This window comes from Rhizobium quercicola, assembly GCF_021168455.1.
In the GTDB taxonomy this organism is placed as follows: Bacteria; Pseudomonadota; Alphaproteobacteria; order Rhizobiales; family Rhizobiaceae; genus Ferranicluibacter; species Ferranicluibacter quercicola.
Map to the genome: position 1 here is coordinate 175,654 of NZ_JAJOZR010000010.1, position 21,740 is coordinate 197,393.

The 21,740-nt window shown below is 65.6% G+C and carries 23 protein-coding genes and 1 tRNA gene; 14 read left to right on the forward strand and 10 right to left on the reverse strand.

All coding sequences use genetic code 11. From position 1 onward, the window contains the following. Nucleotides 1-66 precede the first annotated feature (66 nt). Nucleotides 67-1,026, forward strand: coding sequence for a YihY/virulence factor BrkB family protein (locus LRX75_RS16625; RefSeq protein WP_113150803.1), 960 nt, complete (start codon nucleotides 67-69; stop codon nucleotides 1,024-1,026). On the opposite strand, the gene gluQRS is transcribed toward LRX75_RS16625, so the two are convergent. Beyond that, nucleotides 994-1,914, reverse strand: coding sequence for a tRNA glutamyl-Q(34) synthetase GluQRS (gene gluQRS / locus LRX75_RS16630; protein WP_231815809.1), 921 nt, complete (start codon nucleotides 1,912-1,914; stop codon nucleotides 994-996). The two genes, LRX75_RS16625 and gluQRS, sit on opposite strands and share 33 nt — an antisense overlap. Before the next feature lie 56 nt (nucleotides 1,915-1,970). On the opposite strand from gluQRS, the gene LRX75_RS16635 reads away from it, so the two are divergent. Both LRX75_RS16635 and LRX75_RS16640 read left to right on the forward strand, forming a co-directional pair. Continuing rightward, entirely contained in the window at nucleotides 1,971-2,615 is a 645-nt protein-coding gene (locus tag LRX75_RS16635) for a DNA-3-methyladenine glycosylase family protein (RefSeq protein WP_231815810.1), read from the forward strand. Nucleotides 2,616-2,750: 135 nt separating this feature from the next. After that, nucleotides 2,751-3,308, forward strand: coding sequence for an HNH endonuclease (locus LRX75_RS16640; protein ID WP_062474798.1), 558 nt, complete (start codon nucleotides 2,751-2,753; stop codon nucleotides 3,306-3,308). Nucleotides 3,309-3,379: 71 nt separating this feature from the next. On the opposite strand, the gene LRX75_RS16645 is transcribed toward LRX75_RS16640, so the two are convergent. Together LRX75_RS16645 and LRX75_RS16650 are read right to left on the reverse strand one after the other, a co-directional pair. Next, complete coding sequence (locus tag LRX75_RS16645) at nucleotides 3,380-3,886, reverse strand: disulfide bond formation protein B (protein ID WP_338110332.1); 507 nt, start codon at nucleotides 3,884-3,886, stop codon at nucleotides 3,380-3,382. Between the two features lie 101 nt (nucleotides 3,887-3,987). Next, nucleotides 3,988-4,599, reverse strand: coding sequence for a YqaA family protein (locus LRX75_RS16650; protein WP_231815811.1), 612 nt, complete (start codon nucleotides 4,597-4,599; stop codon nucleotides 3,988-3,990). A 268-nt stretch (nucleotides 4,600-4,867) separates the two neighbouring features. Here LRX75_RS16650 and LRX75_RS16655 point away from each other — a divergent pair. Next, a tRNA-Leu gene (locus LRX75_RS16655) sits at nucleotides 4,868-4,952 on the forward strand. Nucleotides 4,953-5,290: 338 nt separating this feature from the next. Here LRX75_RS16655 and LRX75_RS16660 read toward each other — a convergent pair. Next, nucleotides 5,291-5,620 carry a hypothetical protein gene (locus tag LRX75_RS16660; RefSeq protein WP_113150807.1) on the reverse strand — a complete coding sequence of 110 codons (330 nt, stop codon included), beginning with the start codon at nucleotides 5,618-5,620 and terminating at the stop codon, nucleotides 5,291-5,293. A 246-nt stretch (nucleotides 5,621-5,866) separates the two neighbouring features. On the opposite strand from LRX75_RS16660, the gene LRX75_RS16665 reads away from it, so the two are divergent. The 4 genes from LRX75_RS16665 (at nucleotide 5,867) to LRX75_RS16680 (ending at nucleotide 8,966) form a co-directional block, all read left to right on the forward strand. Next, the gene (locus tag LRX75_RS16665; RefSeq protein ID WP_113150808.1) at nucleotides 5,867-6,055 is read left to right on the forward strand and encodes a hypothetical protein; all 189 of its coding nucleotides are present in this window, start codon (nucleotides 5,867-5,869) and stop codon (nucleotides 6,053-6,055) included. A gap of 224 nt (nucleotides 6,056-6,279) precedes the next feature. Beyond that, entirely contained in the window at nucleotides 6,280-6,432 is a 153-nt protein-coding gene (locus LRX75_RS16670; RefSeq protein ID WP_162742996.1) for a hypothetical protein, read from the forward strand. Nucleotides 6,433-6,915: 483 nt separating this feature from the next. Then, a complete protein-coding gene (locus LRX75_RS16675) occupies nucleotides 6,916-7,149 on the forward strand; it encodes a hypothetical protein (protein WP_231815812.1) in 234 nt (77 codons plus the stop codon). 131 nt (nucleotides 7,150-7,280) lie between these two features. Beyond that, nucleotides 7,281-8,966, forward strand: a complete 1,686-nt coding sequence (locus LRX75_RS16680; RefSeq protein ID WP_231815813.1) for an AMP-binding protein — start codon at nucleotides 7,281-7,283, stop codon at nucleotides 8,964-8,966. A 31-nt stretch (nucleotides 8,967-8,997) separates the two neighbouring features. Here LRX75_RS16680 and LRX75_RS16685 read toward each other — a convergent pair whose 3' ends face one another. The 5 genes from LRX75_RS16685 to secA all read right to left on the reverse strand — a co-directional run bounded on the left by LRX75_RS16685 (nucleotide 8,998) and on the right by secA (nucleotide 16,168). Next, on the reverse strand, nucleotides 8,998-10,278 hold the full coding sequence (locus LRX75_RS16685; protein ID WP_231815814.1) for a GNAT family N-acetyltransferase: 1,281 nt from the start codon (nucleotides 10,276-10,278) through the stop codon (nucleotides 8,998-9,000). Continuing rightward, nucleotides 10,275-11,756, reverse strand: coding sequence for a lipopolysaccharide biosynthesis protein (locus LRX75_RS16690; RefSeq protein WP_231815815.1), 1,482 nt, complete (start codon nucleotides 11,754-11,756; stop codon nucleotides 10,275-10,277). Before LRX75_RS16690 ends, LRX75_RS16685 begins: the two co-directional genes overlap by 4 nt. Nucleotides 11,757-11,856: 100 nt before the next feature. Next, on the reverse strand, nucleotides 11,857-12,498 hold the full coding sequence (locus tag LRX75_RS16695) for a LysE family translocator (RefSeq protein WP_231815816.1): 642 nt from the start codon (nucleotides 12,496-12,498) through the stop codon (nucleotides 11,857-11,859). Nucleotides 12,499-12,593: 95 nt separating this feature from the next. Continuing rightward, nucleotides 12,594-13,418 (reverse strand): AidB family quorum-quenching N-acyl homoserine lactonase, encoded by an 825-nt coding sequence (aidB, locus tag LRX75_RS16700; protein WP_231815817.1) that lies wholly within the window; start codon nucleotides 13,416-13,418, stop codon nucleotides 12,594-12,596. A gap of 29 nt (nucleotides 13,419-13,447) precedes the next feature. Further along, nucleotides 13,448-16,168: a preprotein translocase subunit SecA gene (gene secA, locus LRX75_RS16705; RefSeq protein WP_231815818.1), complete on the reverse strand. Its 2,721-nt coding sequence runs from the start codon at nucleotides 16,166-16,168 to the stop codon at nucleotides 13,448-13,450. Between the two features lie 270 nt (nucleotides 16,169-16,438). On the opposite strand from secA, the gene LRX75_RS16710 reads away from it, so the two are divergent. From LRX75_RS16710 to LRX75_RS16735, 6 genes are all read left to right on the forward strand, one after another. Then, on the forward strand, nucleotides 16,439-17,332 hold the full coding sequence (locus tag LRX75_RS16710; RefSeq protein ID WP_231815819.1) for a peptidylprolyl isomerase: 894 nt from the start codon (nucleotides 16,439-16,441) through the stop codon (nucleotides 17,330-17,332). A gap of 204 nt (nucleotides 17,333-17,536) precedes the next feature. Further along, nucleotides 17,537-18,778, forward strand: coding sequence for a bifunctional glutamate N-acetyltransferase/amino-acid acetyltransferase ArgJ (gene argJ / locus LRX75_RS16715; RefSeq protein WP_231815820.1), 1,242 nt, complete (start codon nucleotides 17,537-17,539; stop codon nucleotides 18,776-18,778). Nucleotides 18,779-18,820: 42 nt separating this feature from the next. Further along, the gene (locus LRX75_RS16720; protein WP_231815821.1) at nucleotides 18,821-19,597 is read left to right on the forward strand and encodes a GNAT family N-acetyltransferase; all 777 of its coding nucleotides are present in this window, start codon (nucleotides 18,821-18,823) and stop codon (nucleotides 19,595-19,597) included. 2 nt (nucleotides 19,598-19,599) lie between these two features. Beyond that, on the forward strand, nucleotides 19,600-20,016 hold the full coding sequence (gene mutT, locus LRX75_RS16725; RefSeq protein WP_231815822.1) for an 8-oxo-dGTP diphosphatase MutT: 417 nt from the start codon (nucleotides 19,600-19,602) through the stop codon (nucleotides 20,014-20,016). A 247-nt stretch (nucleotides 20,017-20,263) separates the two neighbouring features. Continuing rightward, nucleotides 20,264-20,584, forward strand: a complete 321-nt coding sequence (locus LRX75_RS16730; RefSeq protein ID WP_092935373.1) for a hypothetical protein — start codon at nucleotides 20,264-20,266, stop codon at nucleotides 20,582-20,584. A gap of 28 nt (nucleotides 20,585-20,612) precedes the next feature. Next, nucleotides 20,613-20,780: a Flp family type IVb pilin gene (locus LRX75_RS16735; RefSeq protein ID WP_231815823.1), complete on the forward strand. Its 168-nt coding sequence runs from the start codon at nucleotides 20,613-20,615 to the stop codon at nucleotides 20,778-20,780. A gap of 2 nt (nucleotides 20,781-20,782) precedes the next feature. Here the strand turns inward: LRX75_RS16735 and LRX75_RS16740 are convergent, their stop codons facing one another. Next, nucleotides 20,783-21,688, reverse strand: coding sequence for a class I SAM-dependent methyltransferase (locus tag LRX75_RS16740; RefSeq protein ID WP_231815824.1), 906 nt, complete (start codon nucleotides 21,686-21,688; stop codon nucleotides 20,783-20,785). Nucleotides 21,689-21,740: the final 52 nt, after the last annotated feature.

Below are 21,740 nucleotides of genomic sequence, written 5' to 3' on the forward strand. Positions count from 1 at the left end.
AACCAAATCGCGGCGCGTTGCGTATCCCGGAGGACGGGGCGGCGTGCCCTTGAGAGCGGAGACCGGATGCCGTTGTTCCTGCGTATGGCCTGGAAGGTCACATTCGATGCGCTGTGGCATTTCAGCGACGACGACGGCTGGGCGATGGCCAGCCATGTCGCGCTGTCGTCGCTGCTCGCGATCTTCCCGTTCCTGATCTTCGGCACCGCGCTCGGCAGCTTTCTGGGCGCCGACCAGTTCGCCACCACGGCCGTGCATCTGATCTTCGACACCTGGCCGCCGTCGATCGCAAAGCCGATCGCCGACGAGATCGTGCAGGTGCTGACGACGCCGCGCGGCGGGTTGCTCACCGTTTCGGTGCTGGCTGCGGCCTATTTCGCCTCCAATGGCGTCGAGGCGCTGCGCATTTCGCTCAACCGCGCTTATCGCGTGGCGGAAAGCCGGCCCTGGTACGTGACGCGCATCGCCAGTCTCGGCTTCGTGCTGGCGGGTGTCGTCATTCTCGCCTTCGTCAGCCTGCTGCTCGTCGCGGTGCCGCTCGCGCTTCGCTATGCCGACCGCTGGCTGCCCTGGCTGGACGAGATCCTGTCCATGGTCGACAACTGGGGTCTGGCGCTCGCGCTTCTGATCCTCACCTGCGGGCTGATCGTCTCGCATCTCTGGCTGCCCGACGGCCGGCGCAAGATCATGGACGTCCTGCCCGGCATCCTCATCACGCTCATCGCCTGGACGATCGGCGCCTTCGGTTTCGCCTCCTACCTCTCGACCTTCGCCAACTATGTCTCGACCTATGCCGGTCTGGCCTCGATCATGATCGTGCTCGTGTTCCTTTACATGGTCGGGGCCATCTTCATCATCGGCGCGGAAATCAATGCCGCGATCATGAAGTACAAGGTCAAGCGCATGGTCATCCGCCATTTTCGCGGCATGCCGGCGGTCGAAGCCGCGGCCACGCGCGACATCGCCCTTCCCGAAGAGGGCGCGGCGGCGGAGTCAGAGAACAAGCGCGCGGACCTGCGCCGCTGAGAGACCGCTTTCCCGGAGTGCGGCCAGCCCCGTATCGCGCTGGCTCTTCGACAGCTTCCGTCCATCCGGCCCACGCACAAGGCGGTGGTGGTGATAGACCGGCGCGGGCATGTCGAGCAGTGTCTGGAGCAGGCGGTGTACCGCGGTCGCATGGAAGAGGTCCTGCCCCCGCACGACATGGGTGACGCCCTGCACCGCATCGTCCACCGTCACCGACAGATGGTAGCTGGAGGGTGCATCCGGCCGCGACAGGATGACATCGCCCCAGGCTTCGGGCCGCGCCGCGATCGTGCCCGCCAAGCCTTCCGGATCGTCCGTGCCGCTTGTCGGGCGGGTTCCGGTTTCCTGCCAGGTGAGCGGCCCGTCGATGGCACGGCGTGCCGCCTCCATGTCCAGACGCCAGGCATAGGGCCGTCCGGTCGCCTCTGCCGCGGCAACGGCATCCTCTCTTCGCCGTGTGTCCCACGTCCGCTCGGGGCCGGGATAGAGCGGGGCACCGTCCGGATCGCGCGGCCACGTGCCGCCGCCGGCCTCGATGGCTGCGACATGCGCGCGGATCTCGCCGCGCGTGAGGAAGGCGGGATAGACGAGGCCGCGGGCCTTCAGATGGTCGAGGGCCGTCTCGTAGTCGGCGAAATGATCGGACTGGCGCCGCACGGGCGCCTCGAAGGTGAGGCCGAGCCAGGCGAGATCCTCGACGATGGCCCGCTCGAACTCCGGCCGGCAGCGCGCGCGGTCGATATCTTCCAGCCGCAGCAGAAGCCGGCCGCCGGTCTCCCGTGCGAACCGTGCGTTCAGCAGGGCCGAGAGGGCATGGCCGAGGTGCAGTGCGCCGTTGGGGCTCGGCGCGAAGCGATAGACCGGGGGCGTGAACAGGCTGTTCGGCATGAACGTCTTCTGCCATCAATGGGCCGCCGGGCCAAGACGGCGGGAGGACCCTCACGATGCGAATTTCGAGCGACCACGATGTCTCCTGCGGTCTTGCGGCCCTGGGGACGCGCGATCCCCGCCTTGTGCCCATCATCGCCGCTGCCGGAGCGGTGCCACTGCGGCGGTCCGAACCCGGCTTTTCCGGGCTGGCCGCAATCATCGTCTCGCAGATGATCTCCAAGGCGAGTGCGGCGGCGATCTGGAACCGGATGACCTTGCGGCTCGGCACGGTGGAGGCTGGCGCTTTCCTTGCGCTCGACGAGGCGGATGGCCGCGCCACCGGCCTGTCGGGGGCGAAGATCAAGGCGCTGCGGGCCGCGGCTCTTGCCGTGGAGGCCGGAGTGCTGGATCTCGACGGAATCTGCGATCTGGAGCCGGATGCTGCCATCGCCGCGCTCGGTGCGCTGCCGGGCATCGGCCGCTGGACGGCGGAGGTCTATCTGGTCTTCTGCGCCGGTCACCCGGATGTGTTTCCGGTCGGCGACGTCGCGCTGCAGAGCGCCGTTGCGCACGCGTTCCGCCTGGAGGCGCGTCCGTCTGCGCGGGCGCTGGATACGATCAGCCTTGCCTGGAGCCCCTGGCGCAGTGTCGCGGCACGTCTGTTCTGGGCCTATTACGCCCGCTGCATGCGCCGCGATGCCGCACCCGTTCTCGCCTGAGGCAGGGTCGTGCCGCGTGGCGCGTAACCATCTGAAATGAATCTTTTGTTGCCGATTTCCTTTCGGCTTCACAATCCTGACGTAACGAGCCTAATATAGAAGTGCAGATGCCGAATCGATCAGGAGTCACTGGACTTGACGATTGCAGTCTCACCTCAGGCCTTGCCTGCGCTCGTGTTGAACGCGGACTACCGGCCTCTTAGTTATTACCCCTTGTCGCTCTGGTCCTGGCAGGACGCGATCAAGGCGGTCTTCCTTGACCGTGTCGTTATTCTCGCGGAATACGAACATCAGGTGTCCTCGCCCAGCTTTTCAATGAAGCTTCCGAGCGTCGTGTGCCTGAAGAGCTATGTCCAGCCGTCGCGCCATCCGGCCTTCACGCGCTTCAACGTCTTTCTGCGGGACCGTTTCGAATGTCAGTATTGCGGCTCGCCCGACGACCTGACCTTCGACCATGTCATTCCGCGCTGCCATGGCGGCCAGACGACGTGGGAGAACGTGGTGGCCGCGTGCTCGCCCTGCAATCTGCGCAAGGGCGGCAAGATGCCGCGCAATGCCGGCATGTTCCCGCACCAGAAACCCTACCACCCGACGGTGCAGGACCTGCACAACAACGGCCGGCTGTTTCCGCCAAATTTTCTGCATGAAAGCTGGATGGACTATCTTTACTGGGATGTCGAACTGCAGCCTTGAGGCCTGAGTTTTCGTGAACCGCCGATGGCGGACGGGATTTTGCGGGCGCCTGAACGGGCGCCCGTTTCGCGTTACCGCGCCTTGACGGCGCCGCGCACGGCGATGGCCGCAAGCACGAGGCTCGCCAGCACGTTCCAGCCGGCAAAGGACAGGCCGAGCACGCGGAGCGCTGCATCCGTGCAGGACGGGCCGTGCTTGCTGTCGAGATCGCCCAGGAGATCGCCGACATTGGGTGAGACGCCCTGCGCGGTGGTCGAGCAATTGGCGGGCCCCGCCCAGAAATGCCACTCGACGCCCGCATGGTAGATGCCGATACCGGCACCGACCAGCATCATGATCGCCACGACCGCCAGCAGCAGACGCGGCAGCCAGGCTGGCATGGGGAAGGCGGCGCTGATGATGGCGAGCAGGCCGACGGGGATGCCGTAATAATAGGGCTCGCGCTGCATCAGGCAGAGCGCGCAGGGGATGTAGCCGCCGAGATGTTCGAAGCCGAGCGCGGTTCCCACCGTCACGATCATGCCGAGCGTGACGAGGACGGCGGCGGACAGGGCAGGCGAGCGTTGGATGGCGGTCACGGTCTACGGGCTCCGGGAGGCGGGTTCGCTGTGTGGGTCACGAAGCCCTTACAGCATATGGTCGAGGATCGACATCTGTTTTGCGGCCGCGGCTGCGCGTGTCAGGGCGTGACGATCTCGGGATTGTGGAGGAAGAAGCGGTAGGCGATGAAGAGGGCGATCAGCGCGGCGGCGGCAATCGCCGAGATCAGACCGAGACGCTTCTCGATAAAATGGCGGATCTCCTCGCCATAGCGGCGCAGCAGCCAGGCGAGCAGGAAAAAGCGCGCTCCGCGCGCGATGATGGCGCAGACGATGAACAGGCCGAGATGGATGCCGGCGACGCCGGAGAGAATCGTGACGACCTTGATCGGCGGCAGATGCGCAAGGCCGGAGGTGACCAGCAGCAGCACCAGCATCTCGTTGCTGAACGAGGCACGCATCGTTTCGAACGCTTCGAGCTTGCCGTAGAATTCCAGAACCGGGCGCGCCAGCGTCTCGAAGGCGTAATGGCCGAGATACCAGCCGGCAATGCCGCCCAGCACGGAGGCGACGGTGGCGATCGCCGCATAGCGCCAGGCGCGCTCCGGCCGTGCCAGGGCCATGGGCAGAAACAGGACGTCGGCCGGCACGAGGAAGACCGAGCTTTCCACAAAGGCGATGACGGCAAGCCAGACCTCCGCCGACTTGCGCGCGGCAAGCGACATGGTCCAGTCGTAAAGGCTGCGGAGCATCGGCAATTCCTCGATCAGGTGTGGCGACGGGCTTCGGGGGCAAGCGGGGCGCAGCCCCGGACGTGGCATTCATCAGCTTCTATGCAGGAATACGGCGCCTGTAAATCACCCCGGCGCGCCAAGGCGGCTGCGCACCGTCCTCCCGCCCATCCGGCCGCCTGCCGGCGACCCTCCCGGATCATCCGCTCGCGCAATTGCCTCCCCGGCTGCGGAATCTCGGTTGACCAAGTCCGCCCCACCCGTATAAATCCCGATCCTGCCTCTCCGTGCCCCATTGGCGGAATTGGTAGACGCGCTCGACTCAAAATCGAGTTCCGAAAGGAGTGCTGGTTCGACTCCGGCATGGGGCACCACAAAATTCTATGTCATTGAAATTCATTGATTTTTAGAGATTTTCTTCGCGCAGGACTTCACGTTCGGGGAATCTCAATCTCGACGTGTTTTGCAACAAGCTTCGACGCCTTGATTCCCATACGTTTTGCGGTCGGCCTTTCTGGTGTAAATTTCGTAAGGCGGAGTGCTTGGCTGGTGCGCCCGGCACCCAACTCTCCCGCCCTATTCGCTGACGGAACAGTTTCCCGCAACGTTGTCGTTATGGTCCGCTGCGTGCGGGACGACTGGCATCCGGCTTATAGCGGCTGCAGACACGGAAATGCCGTCGCTCCCGGAAGAGCGACGGCATTGTATCGTCTTATCGGATGATCAAGCGGAAGACTTCCGGTGCGTAGTAGTAGCCATCGCTGTGGCGACGGTAGCCGCGGCGGGCCTCGCGATAGCCACGATGTCCCCGCCAGTAGCCCCGGCGGCTTTCATGGCGCTCGACGCGACGATCGTGCCTGCGCTCGTAACGCTTCTTCCAGCGCGGACGCTCATCACGGTCGCGATACTGCGCCAGTTGCGCATCCGAGGTCAGTTGAACAGGTGCCGGCACGACGGGCGCGGCAGACGCCGTGGTGAAGCTCGTCAGGCCCAAGACCACCGCAACCGCGGCGGCGCCGAGCATGTGTGTCATCTTCGTCATAGTCATCCTTCCTAAGTTGTAACTTACCATGAGCCTCGGCGGATGAATGGGGTGTGAACTGACGGTTCAGATAGGGAGTGGGGTTGCGGGCGTGCTGCGGCGACGACAGACAAGCACGGAAAAAGGAACCACACCACTTGAACGTCGCCCTTGGCCAACGCTCTGGGTCAATGTCTGCAGCCTCTTCCCGGCCCTTGAACTTCCCGTGCGCGGTCTCACCTTTATCCGACACAACAGGAGGCCGGGATGAGCGAGGTGCGGTATGGGGTGCGGCAGGAGCGGGGCGGGGGGTGGACGGTGGTCGATGAGGTGACCGGGTTGCCGGCGGCGTCGGATGGGCGGGATTTGAGCGGGCTCGAGCGGGAGGATGCGCGCGATATCGCGGATGTCCTGAACCGGGACGACCGGTCGCGGCGGCGGAGCGCGTTGGTTTAAGCGGGGCGAGGTGCTGTGGCGTTGCCTGTGGAGGCGAGATCACGTTTTGGCGATGGGCGCGCGTTCGGCAACTGCGCGATATCGCGATGTGCCGGTATGCGCTAGGTTGCGCCGACGATGCCGAGCACGCGGGTCCTGGAGTGATGATGCAGACGCCGGATTTCATACCTCGCCAATTGTTGCCGGATCCTGTGGAGGAGAGTGCCAACCGGCTCGCGGAACACGTGGCCGGCGTTCACATGGAAACCGGCGAGTTCAGCATCATGACGATCACGGTCGAGGATGTCGTGATCGACGGCGTCGATATGGGCGACTACGAGGTCATCGTTCGCCAGGTCAAGGCGCCGGAGTTTCTGGATCTCGACGCCGAGGAATGAAGGTCCCGGCCGCGGTTTCGGGATCGTCGGTCGGATTTTCCCATCATGCGATGCCGCGTCGCTCGGGCCGCCGGCCATGATCGGGTGCCGCTCGCTTTGCGGGTGCGCGACAGCGGGAGATGCCACGTCTCGTGCATCGCCGCGATGGGTCGCAATCGGGGGGAAGAGGCGCGCGGACGCTCTACAAACCGCGCGTGGCCAGACAATCGCACGGCAATCCTGAAGGCTTGGTAAAGATTGCAGCGCCGACTGCGGTTCTCGTCGGGGCTTCTTTCAAGTCGTTCATCTTCAATGACTTTTTCTCTCAAGGTGCCGGGTGTGCCGCATGGTCGCCCGCGACACCGGCCGGCATGTGCCATGTCGAGACATCTGCGGCAGCTTCTTAACCGGGCTCATGCAGGGCGTTTGCCGGAAAGGCACAGGGCGTGTCATTCTGAACCTCGCACTTACATATCGGGAGACATTTCCTTGGCGCAGGCATCCATGACAGTTTCCCCGGAACGGGGTTCCGAAAAAGGCCCGGAACGCGAGGTCGATATCGTGACGAGCGCAGTCTTTGCGTGGTGTGCCGAAAGGCGGATCGGTTTGCGGACGCAGGCCGGCGTCAGCGCCGCAAGCGCTGCCATCGCGCTGTTCGAGCGCGGCTACCGCACACCCGATGCGCTCTTCCATGCGCTTCACGGCCTGAGCGGCACGGAGACGGCGCATTACGGTTGAGGCGTGACCGGGATCGCGGGCGTCCTTCTCGACGCTTGCCGTGGCGTGGCGGCTCTTGATTGATCTGCCGGCCGGGGCGGTGATAGGGTCGGCGGCTGCCACCTTGTCGGCATCCTCTTCCAAGGCGGTTCATGCTCCCGACGTCGTCCACCTATGAAGCCCTGATCCGGGATTTTTCCTGGGACATTCCGCATCGTTTCAACATCGGCGTGGCCGTCAGCGATGCCTGGGCGGTCCGGGCGCCGGAGCGGGTCTGTCTGCAGCACTTCAGCCCCGACGGCGATCACGAGGCGCTGACCTATGGTGCCTTTGCCGCGCGATCCTCCTCGGTTGCCGCCGGGCTTCTGGCGCGCGGGGTTCTCCCGGGAGAGCGTATCGCCATTCTGCTGCCGCAGGGATTTGCGGCAGCGATCGCGCATGCGGCGATCTACAAGCTGGGCGGCATCGCCCTGCCGCTGGCGCTGCTCTTCGGCGTCGAGGCTCTGGAGTACAGGCTGCGGGATGCCGGCGCCTGCGTCGTGGTCACCGATCGCTCCGGAGCATCGCGGCTCGCCGACATCAGGGCGCGGCTGCCGGATCTGCGGCTGGTCGTCTGCACGGATGGGGGCGCGGACGGGGACAGGGGGGCAGACGACACGATCGGGTTCGATGTGCTGGCGGCCTTTGACGCCAGCGGCTTCGTTGCGGCGGATACCGGGCCGGACGATCCGGCCCTGATGATCTACACCTCCGGCACGACCGGGCCGCCCAAGGGCGCGCTGCACGGGCATCGCGTCTTGCTCGGCCATCTCCCCGGCTTCCAGTTTCACCATGCCGGCCTGCCGCAGGCCGGCGATCGCATGTGGACACCGGCCGACTGGGCCTGGGCGGGCGGGCTCTTGAATGCGCTGCTGCCGTCGCTCATGCTCGGTGTTCCCGTCGTGTCCTCCCCCGCGCAGAAGTTCGATCCGCATATGGCGTTCCGTATCCTGTCGGAGATGACGGTACGCAACGCCTTCATTCCGCCGACGGCCCTGCGGTTGATGAAGGCGGTGGAGAACCCGAGGGCGCGTTACGCTTTCAACCTTCGAACCGTGGGAGCCGCGGGAGAGGCGCTGGGACGCGAGACGTTCGAGCAGGCGTCCAAGGCGCTTGGCGTCGAGATCGCGGAGTTCTACGGGCAGACGGAGTGCAACATCGTCATTTCCTCCAGTGCCGCCTATGGCGTTCGGAAGGCGGGGTCGATGGGCAAGGCGGCGCCGGGCCATGTGGTCGAGATCATCGACGAGGACGGGCAGGTTCTGCCGCGGGGCCGGGTGGGGCAGGTCGCCGTACAGCGGCCCGATCCGGTGATGTTTCTCGGCTATTGGGGAAATGCGGCGGCGACGCAGGCGAAGTTCATCGGCGACTGGATGACGACCGGGGACCAGGCCGTGATGGACGATGACGGCTATATCCACTTTTTCGGGCGCGACGACGATGTCATCACCTCGTCGGGATTCCGGATCGGACCGAGCGAGGTCGAGGATTGCCTGGTCGGCCATCCCGCCGTTCGCATGGCAGCCGTCATCGGCAAGCCGGATCCGGTTCGCACGGAAATCGTGAAAGCCTATGTCGTGCTGGCCGAGGGATATACGGCGTCGGACACGCTGGCGGCCGCGCTGTCCGACTGGGTGAAGACGCGGCTGTCGATGCACGAATATCCGCGCGAGGTGGCGTTCGTGGATGCGCTGCCGCTGACGACGTCGGGCAAGATCATTCGGCGGCTGCTTCGGGACGCCGAGGCCCGCGCGGTGTCGACCGGGGCGGCTCCGGCCGTGGAGGAGGGCGCGGCGTAGACGGCGCTGCGGACAATCGCGTTCGTCCCTCCTACCGGAAGCTTTTCGGCGTCAGCGCGCGCATCTTCTCGCGCAGCAGGCGGGCCATGTTGCGCGTGTTGCGGTAGAGATGGAGCTGGGTCGCGACCTGGCGCACGTCGCGGTCGCGGTTGGCGCGCAAGCCGATGACCAGCGTTCCCATCTCCTCGCGCTCTTCCCAGAACCGGCTCATGACCGGATGATCGGGCACGGCGCAGCTGTCGGATTTCAGGATGTTCGCATCGTCGAGATGCCACTCCGTCAGCTCGCTGAGCAGCAGCTTGCCGGGGGAGTAGCGGGCATAGGTCTCGTCGTAGCCGGTCTTCCAGGTATAGGCCTCGCCGCCCATCAGGAAGACCACCATCGAGGCGATGGCGACGCCGTCGAGATCGATCGTGTGGATGCGCACGGCGTCGGCTTCGGCAAGATTGGTGATCGCTTCGCGGGCGAACGCCGCGCGGTAGCGGTCCATAACGATCGCGGTGCGCTGGCGACCCTTCCAGCCGGAGGCTTCCAGCGCGAGGAATTCCTCCATGCGCAGGCGCACCTCTTCGGGCTGGCGGGCCACGGAATGGGTGACGGTGCCGAGGCGCGAGAGGAGGGTCCACTGGCGGCGCAGCTCACGCAGGTGGGCGGGGCTGATCGCGCGGCGCAGATAGGTTTCGCCATCGAGCAGGCTGTCGAGGATGGGCCGGCTGAACGTGTCGGTGACGGTAAGCGGCAGGTTGCGGCTGATGGCGACGGCGCGGGCGAGACGGGCCAGCGGTCCCTTGAGGCGGATATCGGGCAGGACCAGGATCTGCGGCAGGCCCGCATCGGGATTGGCCAGCGCATCGAACAGGTTGTCGAGCGTTTCCGCGGCCTCTTCCGTATCCAGAAGCGGCGTGCCGAGCGGACCGAAGGGATTGGACCAGGCGCGGATGATCGGCGAGCCGATGGCAAAGCCCGGCCTTTCCACGGAAAACGGCATCAGGAACCGCAGGCGGCTGCGCGTCTCGCTGCGGTCGCGGATAACGGCGAGCCGCACCACGCGATCCTCGAGCCGGGGCATGGCCGGGGCCAGGAACCGACCGGAAAAGAAGACGTTCGGCTCGATGGCGCGGTTGGAGAGGAAGTCGAGTTCTTCCTGCAGGTCGTAGCCGGCGCGGGCAGGGTAGACGCAGAATTCGCGCCCCGGACGCCCGGTCCGCACCAGCGTGTCGGCCGGGATCTGGTCGCTGGCGAGCTGCCCGCGGCGGGGCAGCTGCGAGGGGCGACTGTTGGCGTCGGTCGGGAACTGGGGCGTGACGCTCATGGTCGGCTGGCCTTTGCATCCATCGTTCGTGTCGTCTTCTGGTCCATAGCGGGAAGGGCGGCTTCCACGGCGTCGGACTGCGGGGCGGCAAAGGCAAAGAGCCGGATGCCGAAGGTGTGGCGCACGGCAAGGTGCAGCAATGTCGCCTCGACCATCATGGCGCCGGCCGTTGCCATGGCAGCGCCCGTCAGCCCGAAGACGGGGATGAGGGTGACGTTGAGCACGAGATTGGCGGCAAGGGCCGCGGCGTAGAGTTTGACGCAGAGCGCCTGCTGGCCGCCCATGGTCAGCAGCGCCTCCGCCGGGCCGATCAGCGCCTTGGCCATGATGCCCGCAAAGAGGATCGCCATCAGCGGGTAGCCGGAGAGGAAGGCGGGCCCGAAGAGGGAGAGAAGGAAACCGCCGGCTGCCAGAACGCAGCCGCCGACGACGAGCGACGGCCAGAAGCACCATCTCGCGCTTTCGATGGCGATGGCCGACAGCTGCTGCCGATCGGGCTTGCCCATGCCGGATTTCCCCATCGCCGCGGAGAAACGCGGCGCGGCGGCGGCCTTGACGGCGAACATCACGAAATGAACGAGCGCCATCGTCTTGGCGGCGGCAAAGTAGATCGCGACGCTTTCGGGATCGAGCGCGATGCCGACCAGCACGACATCGGAGTTCGTCAGCATGAAGCCGAAGCCTTCGATGAGGAAGATCGGCAGGGCGACGCGCAGCCAGGTGCGGAACTCGAGCCGCAGCGGGCCGGCGCGATAGCGTTTGCGCAGGCGCCAGGTGAGAATGAAGAACTGCCCGACGCTCGTGACATAGGTGGCCAGCATGGCCGCGATCATCGCGGTCTGCGCGGTGGACGGCTGGCCGGCCCGGACGGCGCCGATCATGAAGGCGAGGATGAGCACGGGCCGGACGATGTAGGTGGGGCTGAGGGCCGAGACTGCCCAGCTATGCGCCCGCGAGGTGCCGTCCATGACGTCGCCGAGCGCGATCATCGGCAGGGCAAAGATGCCGAGATAAAGCGGCACGAGATAGTAGCCGTTGACGAGATTTCCGAAGACGAGCAGCCCGCCGATGCCGACTACCGCGAGCACGGTGGCCGACAGAAGGGCGAAAATGCGCACCGTCGCCGTCATGCCGCGGATTTCGTCCAGTGCGTTGACGGCGTGATATTGCGGCACGAAGCGGATGATGGCGGTGTGGAAGCCGAGGCAGGAGAGGTTGCCGAACAGCACGACCAGCACCCAGACGAAAACGAAGATGCCGTATTCGAACTCGCCCATCATGCGGGCCATGATGATCTGCGACACGAAGGCGATGCCGGCGCTGACCACGCGGATGGCGAAAGCGACGAGCGCCATGCGCTGGGCAAGGTGCTTCGGGTCATCGCTGGTGAGAAGCGGCTCCAGCCGGCGCATATGCGGCAGGAGCCGGTCTTTGAGACCTGGCGGCAGAATTCGTTCTGCCGTTTGACACGCTGCCATGAACACGAAACGCTACCCGACCTGTACGCAGTACGACCAGCCGGGATGATGCGACATCGGCGTTAATATTCCGTTGGGACGGACGCTCGAATGGCAGGGATTACGCCCGGCTCAACGCCACGTTGAGGCCGAGGCCGACGAGGATCGTGCCGCCGATCTTCTGCATCAGGCGCTCGGCCCGACCCGAGGTGCGCAGCCGCGCCAGAACCGCTTCCGCAAGAAGGACGCAGACGATATCCGCCAGCGAAAACATCATGTTGACGATGGTGCCGAGCACGGCGAACTGGACCCAGACCGGGATGGTCGCCGCGGGGTCGACGAACTGCGGCAGGAAGGCGAGGAAGAAGATCGCCGTCTTCGGGTTCAACACCTCGACCATCATGCTTTCCACGAAGGCGCGGCGGGCGGATTTCTGGGCAGGGCCGGCCATGCCGTTCACGTCGCCGTCGCGGCGTGGCGGGGTGCGGAAGAGGACGATACCGAGATAGACGAGATAGGCGGCGCCGGCGAGCTTCACGGCCAGATAGGCCGTCGGCACGGCCTCGAAGAGCATCGACAGGCCCGCAGCCGCAGCGATCACGTGGACATAGCAGCCGAGATGGATCCCGAGCGTCGCCATCAGGCCCGCGCGCCGGCTGGCCGCGACGGTCCGGGCGGCGACATAAAGCATGGCCGGGCCGGGCAGGAAGGCGAACAGGCCTGCGGTGACCAGAAAGGGAAGGAAGAGATCCAGCGATGTCATGATACGCGCCCTTGAAAAAGACGATCATGCCGCAGGCGGACACGGGCCGCAAGCTGCTCGCTTCAGGGACTAACGGTGCCCCGCACGTGTCCGGGCTAGAGGCCCGTCATCCGAAAGCCTGCCTGCGCACGTTCGATCCGGCCGAAGCCGTGGAGATGGCCGCCGCCGACGATCCATCCGTGGTCTGCGGCCTGTTCCAGCGTCGCCAGGCGCGTGGTCGCGCTCTGCGCCGGGTCGAGATCGAAGACGAGGCCGAGCCTTGGATCGGCAAGCTGCAGCTCGGCGATGTGAAGCGCATCGGCGAGAAGCAGGAGATCGCGGTCGCCGCCCTGCAGGCGGTAGCCCATCTGGCCCGGCGTATGCCCGGGGAGGGCAATGGCCTCGATGCCCTCGAGGATCGGGCCGGGCGACAGGCTGCGGATTCTCGAGCCGTAGGCCTGTCGCAGTGTGTCCGCGACGACGAAGCCGCCGCGGCGGGCTTCCGGCACGGTCTCGCGCAGGGCCGGATCGCCGAAGAAGGCCAGATCGACCTGCGGCACGAGGATCTCAGCATTGGGAAAATAGGCGGTGCCGTCATCGTTCAGGAGACCGTAGGCATGGTCGCCGTGAATGTGCGTGAGCAGGATGCGTGTAAAGCTCTCGGGCGTAAACCCGTTGGCCGCCATCGCAGCGCGGGCGTGGCCGAAGCCCGACCCCCAGGCCGTGCCGGCGCCGGTGTCGATCAGCATGTCGCCATCCGGGCCGCGAAGCGCGAATGCGTTGACGTCCAGCATCGTGGAGGTCTTGCCCCACCCTTCGACCGCCGCCGCGCAGGCGGCGGGGCCGTCGAGGTGATGGAGATACTCGGCCTTGGCTTCGAAGAGGCCGTCATTGAACACGAAGATCTCGTAGCGGCCGATCTGCAGGGCTTCGTCCTTCATGCCGCGAACCCCTGCTCCGGTGTCGTGTCTCAGGCCTCGGTGGCTTCGAAGGCGCCGTGGCAGTGCTTGTACTTCTTGCCGGAGCCGCAGGGGCAGGCCTCGTTGCGGGAGACGCGGCCCCAGGTGGCGGGGTTGGTCGGGTCGCGGTTCTCCGGTGCGACCAGCGCGACGTTGCGGTCGTCGGCGAACTCGTCCTCGCCCGTCTGGGCGTCGATGTGGTGGCCGAACATCTCCGGCGGCTCGGGCTGCGGGGCCTGTGCCGCGTCGCGTACGAGCTCCACGCGCATCAGCTGTGCGGTGACGCCCTGACGCAGGTTGGTCAGGAGCGCCTGGAACAGTTCGAAGGCCTCGCCCTTGTATTCCTGCAGCGGATCGCGCTGGGCATAGCCGCGGAAGCCGATGACGGAGCGCAGGTGGTCGAGATTGACGATATGCTCGCGCCAGAGATGGTCGAGCGTCTGCAGCACGACCGAGCGCTCGACATAGCGCATGATCTCCGGGCCGAAGCGTTCGGCCCGCTCGGCATTGGCCTGATCGGCGGCCGCCAGAATGCGCTCGCGGATATCGTTCTCGTCGATGCCTTCCTCGGCGGCCCATGCGGCGATGGGCAGGTCGAGGTTGAGCGTTTCGCGGACGTCGTTGTTCAAGCCCTCGACATCCCACTGTTCGGCATAGGCTTTTTCGGGAATGCGCTTGGCGACGATGTCTTCGATGACCTCATGGCGCATGTCGGCCACGGTTTCCGAGACGTCCTCGCTGTCCATCATCTCGATGCGCTGCTCGAAGATGACCTTGCGCTGGTCGTTCAGCACGTCGTCATACTTCAGGAGGTTCTTGCGCGTGTCGAAGTTGCGGGCTTCGACCTTCTTCTGGGCGCGTTCCAGCGCCTTGTTGATCCAGGGGTGGACGATCGCCTCGCCTTCCTTCAGGCCGAGCTTCTGCAGCATGCTGTCCATGCGCTCGGAGCCGAAGATGCGCATCAGGTCGTCCTGCAGCGACAGGTAGAACTTCGAACGGCCGGGGTCGCCCTGACGGCCCGAGCGGCCGCGCAGCTGGTTGTCGATACGGCGGCTTTCGTGGCGTTCGGTCGCAAGAACGTAGAGACCGCCGGCGGCAAGCGCCTTCTGCTTGAGCACCTGCACCTCGGCCTTGATGGCGGCCTCGCGCTGGTCGCGCTCCGGGCCCGGCTCGACGTCGTGCAGTTCGGCTTCGATGCGCATGTCGAGATTGCCGCCGAGCTGGATGTCGGTCCCGCGGCCCGCCATGTTGGTTGCGATCGTCACCGCGCCGGGAACGCCGGCCTGGGAGACGATATAGGCTTCCTGCTCGTGATAACGGGCGTTCAGCACCTGAAAGCCGGTAAAGCCCTCGCGCTTGAGCAGGGCGGCCAGAAGCTCGGACTTCTCGATCGAGGTCGTGCCGACGAGAACGGGCTGGTCGCGTTCCTTCGCCTGACGGATTTCCTCGACGATCGCCTTGAACTTCTCTTCCGTCGTCCGGTAGACCTCGTCATGGTCGTCGATCCGCTGGATCGGCAGGTTGGTGGGCACTTCCACGACTTCGAGGCCGTAGATATTGCCGAATTCCTCCGCTTCCGTCGAGGCCGTGCCGGTCATGCCGCCGAGCTTCTCGTACATGCGGAAATAGTTCTGGAAGGTGATCGAGGCGAGCGTCTGGTTCTCGGGCTGGATCGTCACCTTTTCCTTAGCTTCCAGCGCCTGATGCTGGCCTTCGGAATAGCGGCGGCCCGGCATCATGCGGCCGGTGAACTCGTCGATGATGACGATCTCGTCGCCGCGGACGATGTAGTCCTTGTCGCGCTGGAACAGCTTGTGGGCCTTCAGCGCGTTGTTGACATGGTGGACGATCGCGACGTTCTCGACGTCGTAGAGCGTCTCGCCCTTGAGCAGCCCGGCCTCGCGCAGCAGGTTTTCGAGCTTCTCGGTGCCGTCTTCGGAGAAGTTGGCCGAACGCTGCTTCTCGTCGATTTCGTAATCGGCCTCGTCCAGCATCGGAATGAAGGCGTCGATGGTCGTGTAGAGTTCGGAACGATCGTCGAGCGGGCCGGAAATGATCAGCGGCGTGCGGGCTTCATCGACCAGGATCGAGTCCACCTCGTCGACGATGGCGAAGAAGTGGCCGCGCTGAACCATCTGTCCGCGCTCGTACTTCATGTTGTCGCGCAGATAGTCGAAGCCGAGCTCGTTGTTGGTCGCGTACGTGATGTCGCAGGCATAGGCCGCCTTGCGCTGGTCGTCGGTCAGGCCATGGACGATGACGCCGGTGGACAGGCCGAGGAAGCCGTAGATGCGGGCCATGGTGGCCGAGTCGCGGCTGGCGAGGTAATCGTTGACGGTGACCACGTGCACGCCCTTGCCGGCGAGCGCGTTGAGATAGACTGGCAGCGTCGCGACGAGCGTCTTGCCTTCGCCGGTCTTCATTTCGGCGATGGATTTCTCATGCAGGATCATGCCGCCGATCAGCTGCACGTCGAAGGGGCGCAGGCCGAGCACGCGGCGGGCGGCCTCGCGGGCAACGGCGAAGGCCGGCACGAGCAGGTCGTCCAGCGTCTTGCCGGCGGCAAGCTGCTCCCGGAATGCGACGGTCTTGGCCGCCAGGGCTTCGTCGCTCAGCGCCTTCATTTCGGGCTCGAGCGCGGTGATGGCGGCGACGCGGGTGTTGTAGCCCTTGACGCGGCGATCGTTGGAGGACCCGAAGAGTTTGCGGGCGAGGCCGCCGAGACTGACCATTGAAGATGGTCCTTTCATGTGACGTCGGCGTTCCGCGCGTGGGTCTGAATTCCCGTCAACTGCGCCAAAACGCCCGGATCTTGTTCTGGACGCGAGGTTGCGTGACAGATAAGAGGGGGGTTGAATGATGTCAACGGGAGTTGCTGACCGACGTTTCGCTGAAAATGCCGGTTTTGCAAGGCTACACAACGGCCACATTCTGGTGTTTGTGAGGTCGGCAAGCCGGCCGCGAAGGGCGGATCCGGTACCCCATCGGGAAAGGTTTACGGAATGTTCAAATCCAGATTGCTCGCTGCCGTGGCGCTTGGCGCCGTGATCGCGATCCATGGGCCGGTGTTTGCCCAGGATGCCGCCGATCCGGTCGTCGCCAAGGTCGGGACCGCCGAGATCCACCAGTCCGAGCTGGATCTGGCGCTCGCCTCCCTCGATCCGCAGCTGGCCCAGCTTCCCGACGAACAGAAGCGCGCCGCCGCCCTTTCGGGCCTCGTGGATGTGAAGCTGCTGGCCAAGGACGCCGCAGCCGAAGGCGTGCAGAACAGCGAAGACTTCAAGAAGCGTCTCGCCTATCTGACCGATCGCGAACTGCACAATGCCTACTTCAAGAAGCACGTCGTCGATGCCGTCACGGCCGACGAGGTCAAGGCGCGCTACGAGAAGGAAATCGGCGCGATCAAGCCGCAGGAAGAGGTGAAAGCCCGCCACATCCTCGTCAAGACCGAGGAAGAAGCCAAGGCCGTGATCAAGGAGCTCGACGCCGGCAAGGATTTCGCCACGCTCGCCAAGGAAAAGTCCACCGATCCGAACAAGGACGATGGCGGCGATCTCGGCTACTTCACCAAGGAGCGCATGGTGCCGGAATTCTCCGAAGCCGCCTTCGCGCTGGAGAAGGGCGCGTACACGAAGACCCCGGTCAAGTCGCAGTTCGGCTATCACGTGATCCTGCTCGAGGACAAGCGCCTGCAGCCGCCGCCGCCGCTCGACCAGGTCGAGCCGCAGGTCAAGCAGCTCGTCATGCGCGACAAGTATCTGGCGCTTCTGGCCGATGCCAAGAAGGATGCCGGCGTCGAGATCAGCGATCCCGCGCTCAAGAAGGCCTATGACGAGGCCAACAAGGCCGACGAGGCCGGCGCCACCGAAGGCGACGCTGTCGAAGGCGCGAACTGAGCCGGACGCGGGTTCGAGCGGTCCGATCCTCCCGGTGAGAGGATCGGGTGCTGCTTTGCTCCCGCGCACCGGTCTGTCACGCTGCTGTGACAACCGTCCATCATGAGTGAAAATCCCGAAGGCGATCCTTCGGGATTTTCGTTTGCCCCGCCGGCCTCTCCGCCGTTCAACCCTCCCGTCAGCCCTCTCCGCGAAGGTCCTTCCATGTCCGGTTCCGTTTCCCCGCTTGCCCCGAAAACCTTCGCCGAGATGCCGCCGGTGCGCGGCGTGCGCATGGCGACGGCCGAAGCCGGCATCAAGTACAAGAACCGGACGGACGTGCTGATGATGGTGTTCGACGCGCCGGCCTCCGTCGCCGGCGTGTTCACCCGCTCTCTCTGCCCGTCGGCCGCCGTCGATTTCTGCCGGCAGAACCTTTCCGGCGGCGGCGCCCGCGCGGTCGTCGTCAACTCGGGCAACGCCAATGCGTTTACCGGCGTCAAGGGCCGTGCCGCGACGGCGCTGACCGCACAATCGGCGGCCGAGGCCGTGGGCTGCTCGACGGGCGAGGTGTTCCTCGCCTCCACCGGCGTCATCGGCGAGCCGCTGGACGCCACGAAGTTCGCCGGCGTGCTCGGCGACATGAAGGACCGGGGCCGGGAAGATTTCTGGTTCGAGGCCGCCAAGGCCATCATGACCACGGACACCTATCCCAAGGTCGCGACCCGCTCGGCCGAGATCGGCGGCGTCACGGTGACCATCAACGGCATCGCCAAGGGTGCCGGCATGATCGCGCCCGACATGGCGACGATGCTGTCCTTCGTCGTCACCGATGCCGACATCGCGCCGCAGGCGTTGCAGGCGCTCCTGTCGGACGGTGTCGGTCCGTCGTTCAATTCGGTAACGGTGGATAGCGATACCTCGACGTCGGACACGCTGATGCTGTTTGCAACGGGGGCCGCCGCTGCCGACGGGCAGGCGCGCATCGAGGATGCCGCGGATGCCGCCCTTGACGGGTTCCGCGCAGCGCTGAATGCCGTGCTGTTCGACCTTGCTCTGCAGGTGGTGCGGGACGGCGAGGGTGCACGCAAGATGGTGGCCGTCACGGTCGAAGGCGCCGAAAGCGACGCCGCCGCCAAGCGCATCGGCCTGTCGATCGCCAACTCGCCGCTCGTCAAGACGGCGGTGGCGGGCGAGGATGCCAATTGGGGCCGCGTGGTCATGGCCGTCGGCAAGGCCGGCGAGAAGGCCGACCGCGACCTGCTCGCCATCTGGTTCGGCGACATCCGCGTCGCCGTCAACGGCGAGCGCGACCCGGCCTATTCCGAAGCCGCCGCGTCCGCCGTCATGAAGGCGCAGGACATCGCCATCAAGGTCGAGATCGGGCTCGGATCCGGCACGGCGACGGTCTATACCTGCGACCTGACCAAGGAATATATCGAGATCAATGGCGACTACCGGAGCTGATCGCGCGATCGGGCTCCTGCGATGACCCCACCGGATAGGCCGATGCTGGATGAGACCACACGATTGAGGCTGCCGCTGGTGCGGCGGCTCGAGGCGATCGGCTTTCGGGCCTGGCCGGCGGCGAGCGCACAGTATGACGGCAGCTGGCTGGTGCGGCTGACGCCCGGACACGGCTCGCGCCGGCTGAACTCGATCAATCCGCTCGACCCGCATGACGGCAGCGACATGGCGGGCCGGCTGGAGCGGGCCGCGCGTCGGTTTCGCGACGCCGGTCTGGTGCCGACCGTGCGGCAGACGCCGCTGACACCGCCCGGCCTCGTTGCCCATCTCGATGCGACGGGCTGGACGCGCCTGTCCGAAACCATCGTCATGACAGCGGACATCCCGCCGCATCCGGCGAGCGACGAGCTCGGCCATGTACCGTTGCGCGACGTCGCGCGCTTCGTGGACGCGCGCATGGCGATTGCCGGCGACCCGCCGGAGAGCAGGGCCGCACTGACCGCCGTGATCGAGGCGATCCGGGCGGAATGCGGGCTGTTCCTGTTCGAGGATGTGGGTGAGGGGCCGACGGCGGTCGCGCTGGCGGTGCAGGATTACGATCTTGCGGGACTGCTGCTCGTTGCCGTCCGGCCCGAGCGTCGCGGCGAGGGCATCGGGCGCGATATCGTCGGTGCCAGCCTGCGCTGGGCGCGGCTGAAAGGCGCGCGCAAGGCGTGGCTTGCCGTCGAGGCCGAAAACGTGCCGGCGCTGGCGCTCTATCGCGGGCTCGGCTTCACCGAGGCCTACCGTTATCTCTATCGAACGCCTGCGGGAGAATGACCATGGATTCCACCCAGCCCCGCCGTCTGCTGCTCGTTGCCGCCTGCGCCCTCATCGACGGCGACGGCCGCATCCTGCTCGCGCAGCGGCCGGAGGGCAAGTCCATGGCGGGTCTCTGGGAGTTTCCCGGCGGCAAGGTCGAGACGGGCGAGACGCCCGAGGAGACGCTGATCCGGGAGCTGGAGGAGGAGCTCGGCATCCGCACCAAGGTCGCCTGCCTGGCACCTCTGACGTTTGCCAGCCATGCCTATGCGGATTTTCACCTGCTGATGCCGCTTTACGTCTGCCGCCGTTACGAGGGCGTGCCGCAGGGGCGGGAGGGGCAGGCGCTGAAATGGGTGCGGGCGAAGGCGCTGCGCGACTATCCGATGCCGCCGGCCGACGAACCGCTCATTCCCTATCTCATGGATCTTCTGTAGCCGCCTGCCGTCCCCGAGGCCGTCCGCCCTATCCGCAAAACCTTTCCAATGTCTGCCTAAATGCGGAGAAGGAAAGGCATTTTCGGGGCAGTCCCGCCTGTGCGTTAATGGAACGTTTATCTCCAACCGGCACAATGGCCAGCACGTGATGCCGAGTCGCGCCCTCCCTCTGGAGGTCGGGACCGGCGCGCGGCGATCGAGGATGGAACGGAGCATTCCGCCGCGTCGGAAAGGCAAGAGGCAGGCCATGGTGGACGATGATTTCTGGAGAACGGTTCAGGACAAGGACCTGACGAAGGGCGAGTACCGGCGGACAGGCGTGCTCAATCTTGCGCTGCTGTTTGGGACCGCGGTGATCGCGCTGACGCTGATCCTCACCCCGATGATGGCCAGCAAGAACACCACCAAGGTTCTCGCCAACGCGCCGATCGACTACGACACCATCTCGACCGGCTCCATTCCCGACGACAAGGCGACCAAGCGCTACACCGTGCGCCGCAGCGTCCTGCAGGAAATGCCGGGCGCCGTCTGCATCGTCAATGGCGATGGCGGCAAGAGCGGATGCTGAGGAAAACGGTCTGGAGCGTGCGCCTGTGATGTCTCTGTTTCAGCGATTCTTCTCCGACCGCAGCGGTGCGACCGCGATCGAATACGGTCTGATCGGCGGCATTATCGCCGTCGCCATCATCGCCGGTTTCGGCGCGATGACGCAGCAGCTGACGAATGTCTTCAACGCCGCCAAGGATGCCCTCGCGAAACCGTGAGGCTATCGACGTCCGTCGTTGCCCTTTGCGTTGCCGCCGGATGTCCCCTCCACCTTCAAGGCATCCGCCAGCCGCATCTTTGCGGAGCCCGGCGCCAGGGGCTTCTGCTGGCTTTCATGCGGTGCCCAGCCGGAGAGATAGATGACCGAGAACGTCGCACGGATGCGGCCGTCCGGATCCGAGAATCGCTCGGCGTAAAGCTCCGCAGCGCGCAGGAAGACGGCGCGGGAGAGTGGCTTGCGGCTGCGGGCGACCAGCGTGTTGGTCATGCCCATGGCCCGCAGATCCTTCATCAGCGCAAACAGCGAGGCATAGCGGACGGTATAGGTTTCCGTATCCGTTACGGGCAGGGCAAAGCCCGCGCGCTGCAGCAGCGCGCCGATGTCGCGGACGTCGGCGAAGGGAATGACGCGCGGGCTGGCACCGCCGGTGATTTCGCTCTCGGCCGCCAGCAACACCTCCCGCAGTTCCTGCAGCGTGCCGTTGCCGGGTATGGCCGCGAGGAACAGGCCGTCCGGCGCCAGTGCCCGCCGGACCTGGATGAACACGCCGGGCGTGTCGTTCGTCAGGTGGAGCGAGAGCGGGGACACGACCAGATTGGCACTGGCCGGCGCCACCGGCACGGTTTCCAGAGGCGCGACGAGAACGTCGTCCGATCCGCCGAACGCGCTGTCCGTCTCGATGCGTGTGAGCCTGCCGATCTTACCGGTCGCCAGCAGCGCGCGGGCGGCGATGCCCGTGTAGCCGTGAAGCTCGACCGCCGTGTCGAAACGGCGCTCCACCACCGCGAGCCTTTCGGCGAGATCCTCCGCCACGATGTCGAGCAGGAATTGCGCCTTCTGATCGCCGGCCTTCAATGCCCGCAGGCGCCGGGCTTCCACAAGAGGCTGGTCAAATACGATATCCACGATAGTCTCCTAACTCTCGGCCACTATCATCGCCGGCGCGTGGCTGCGCAAG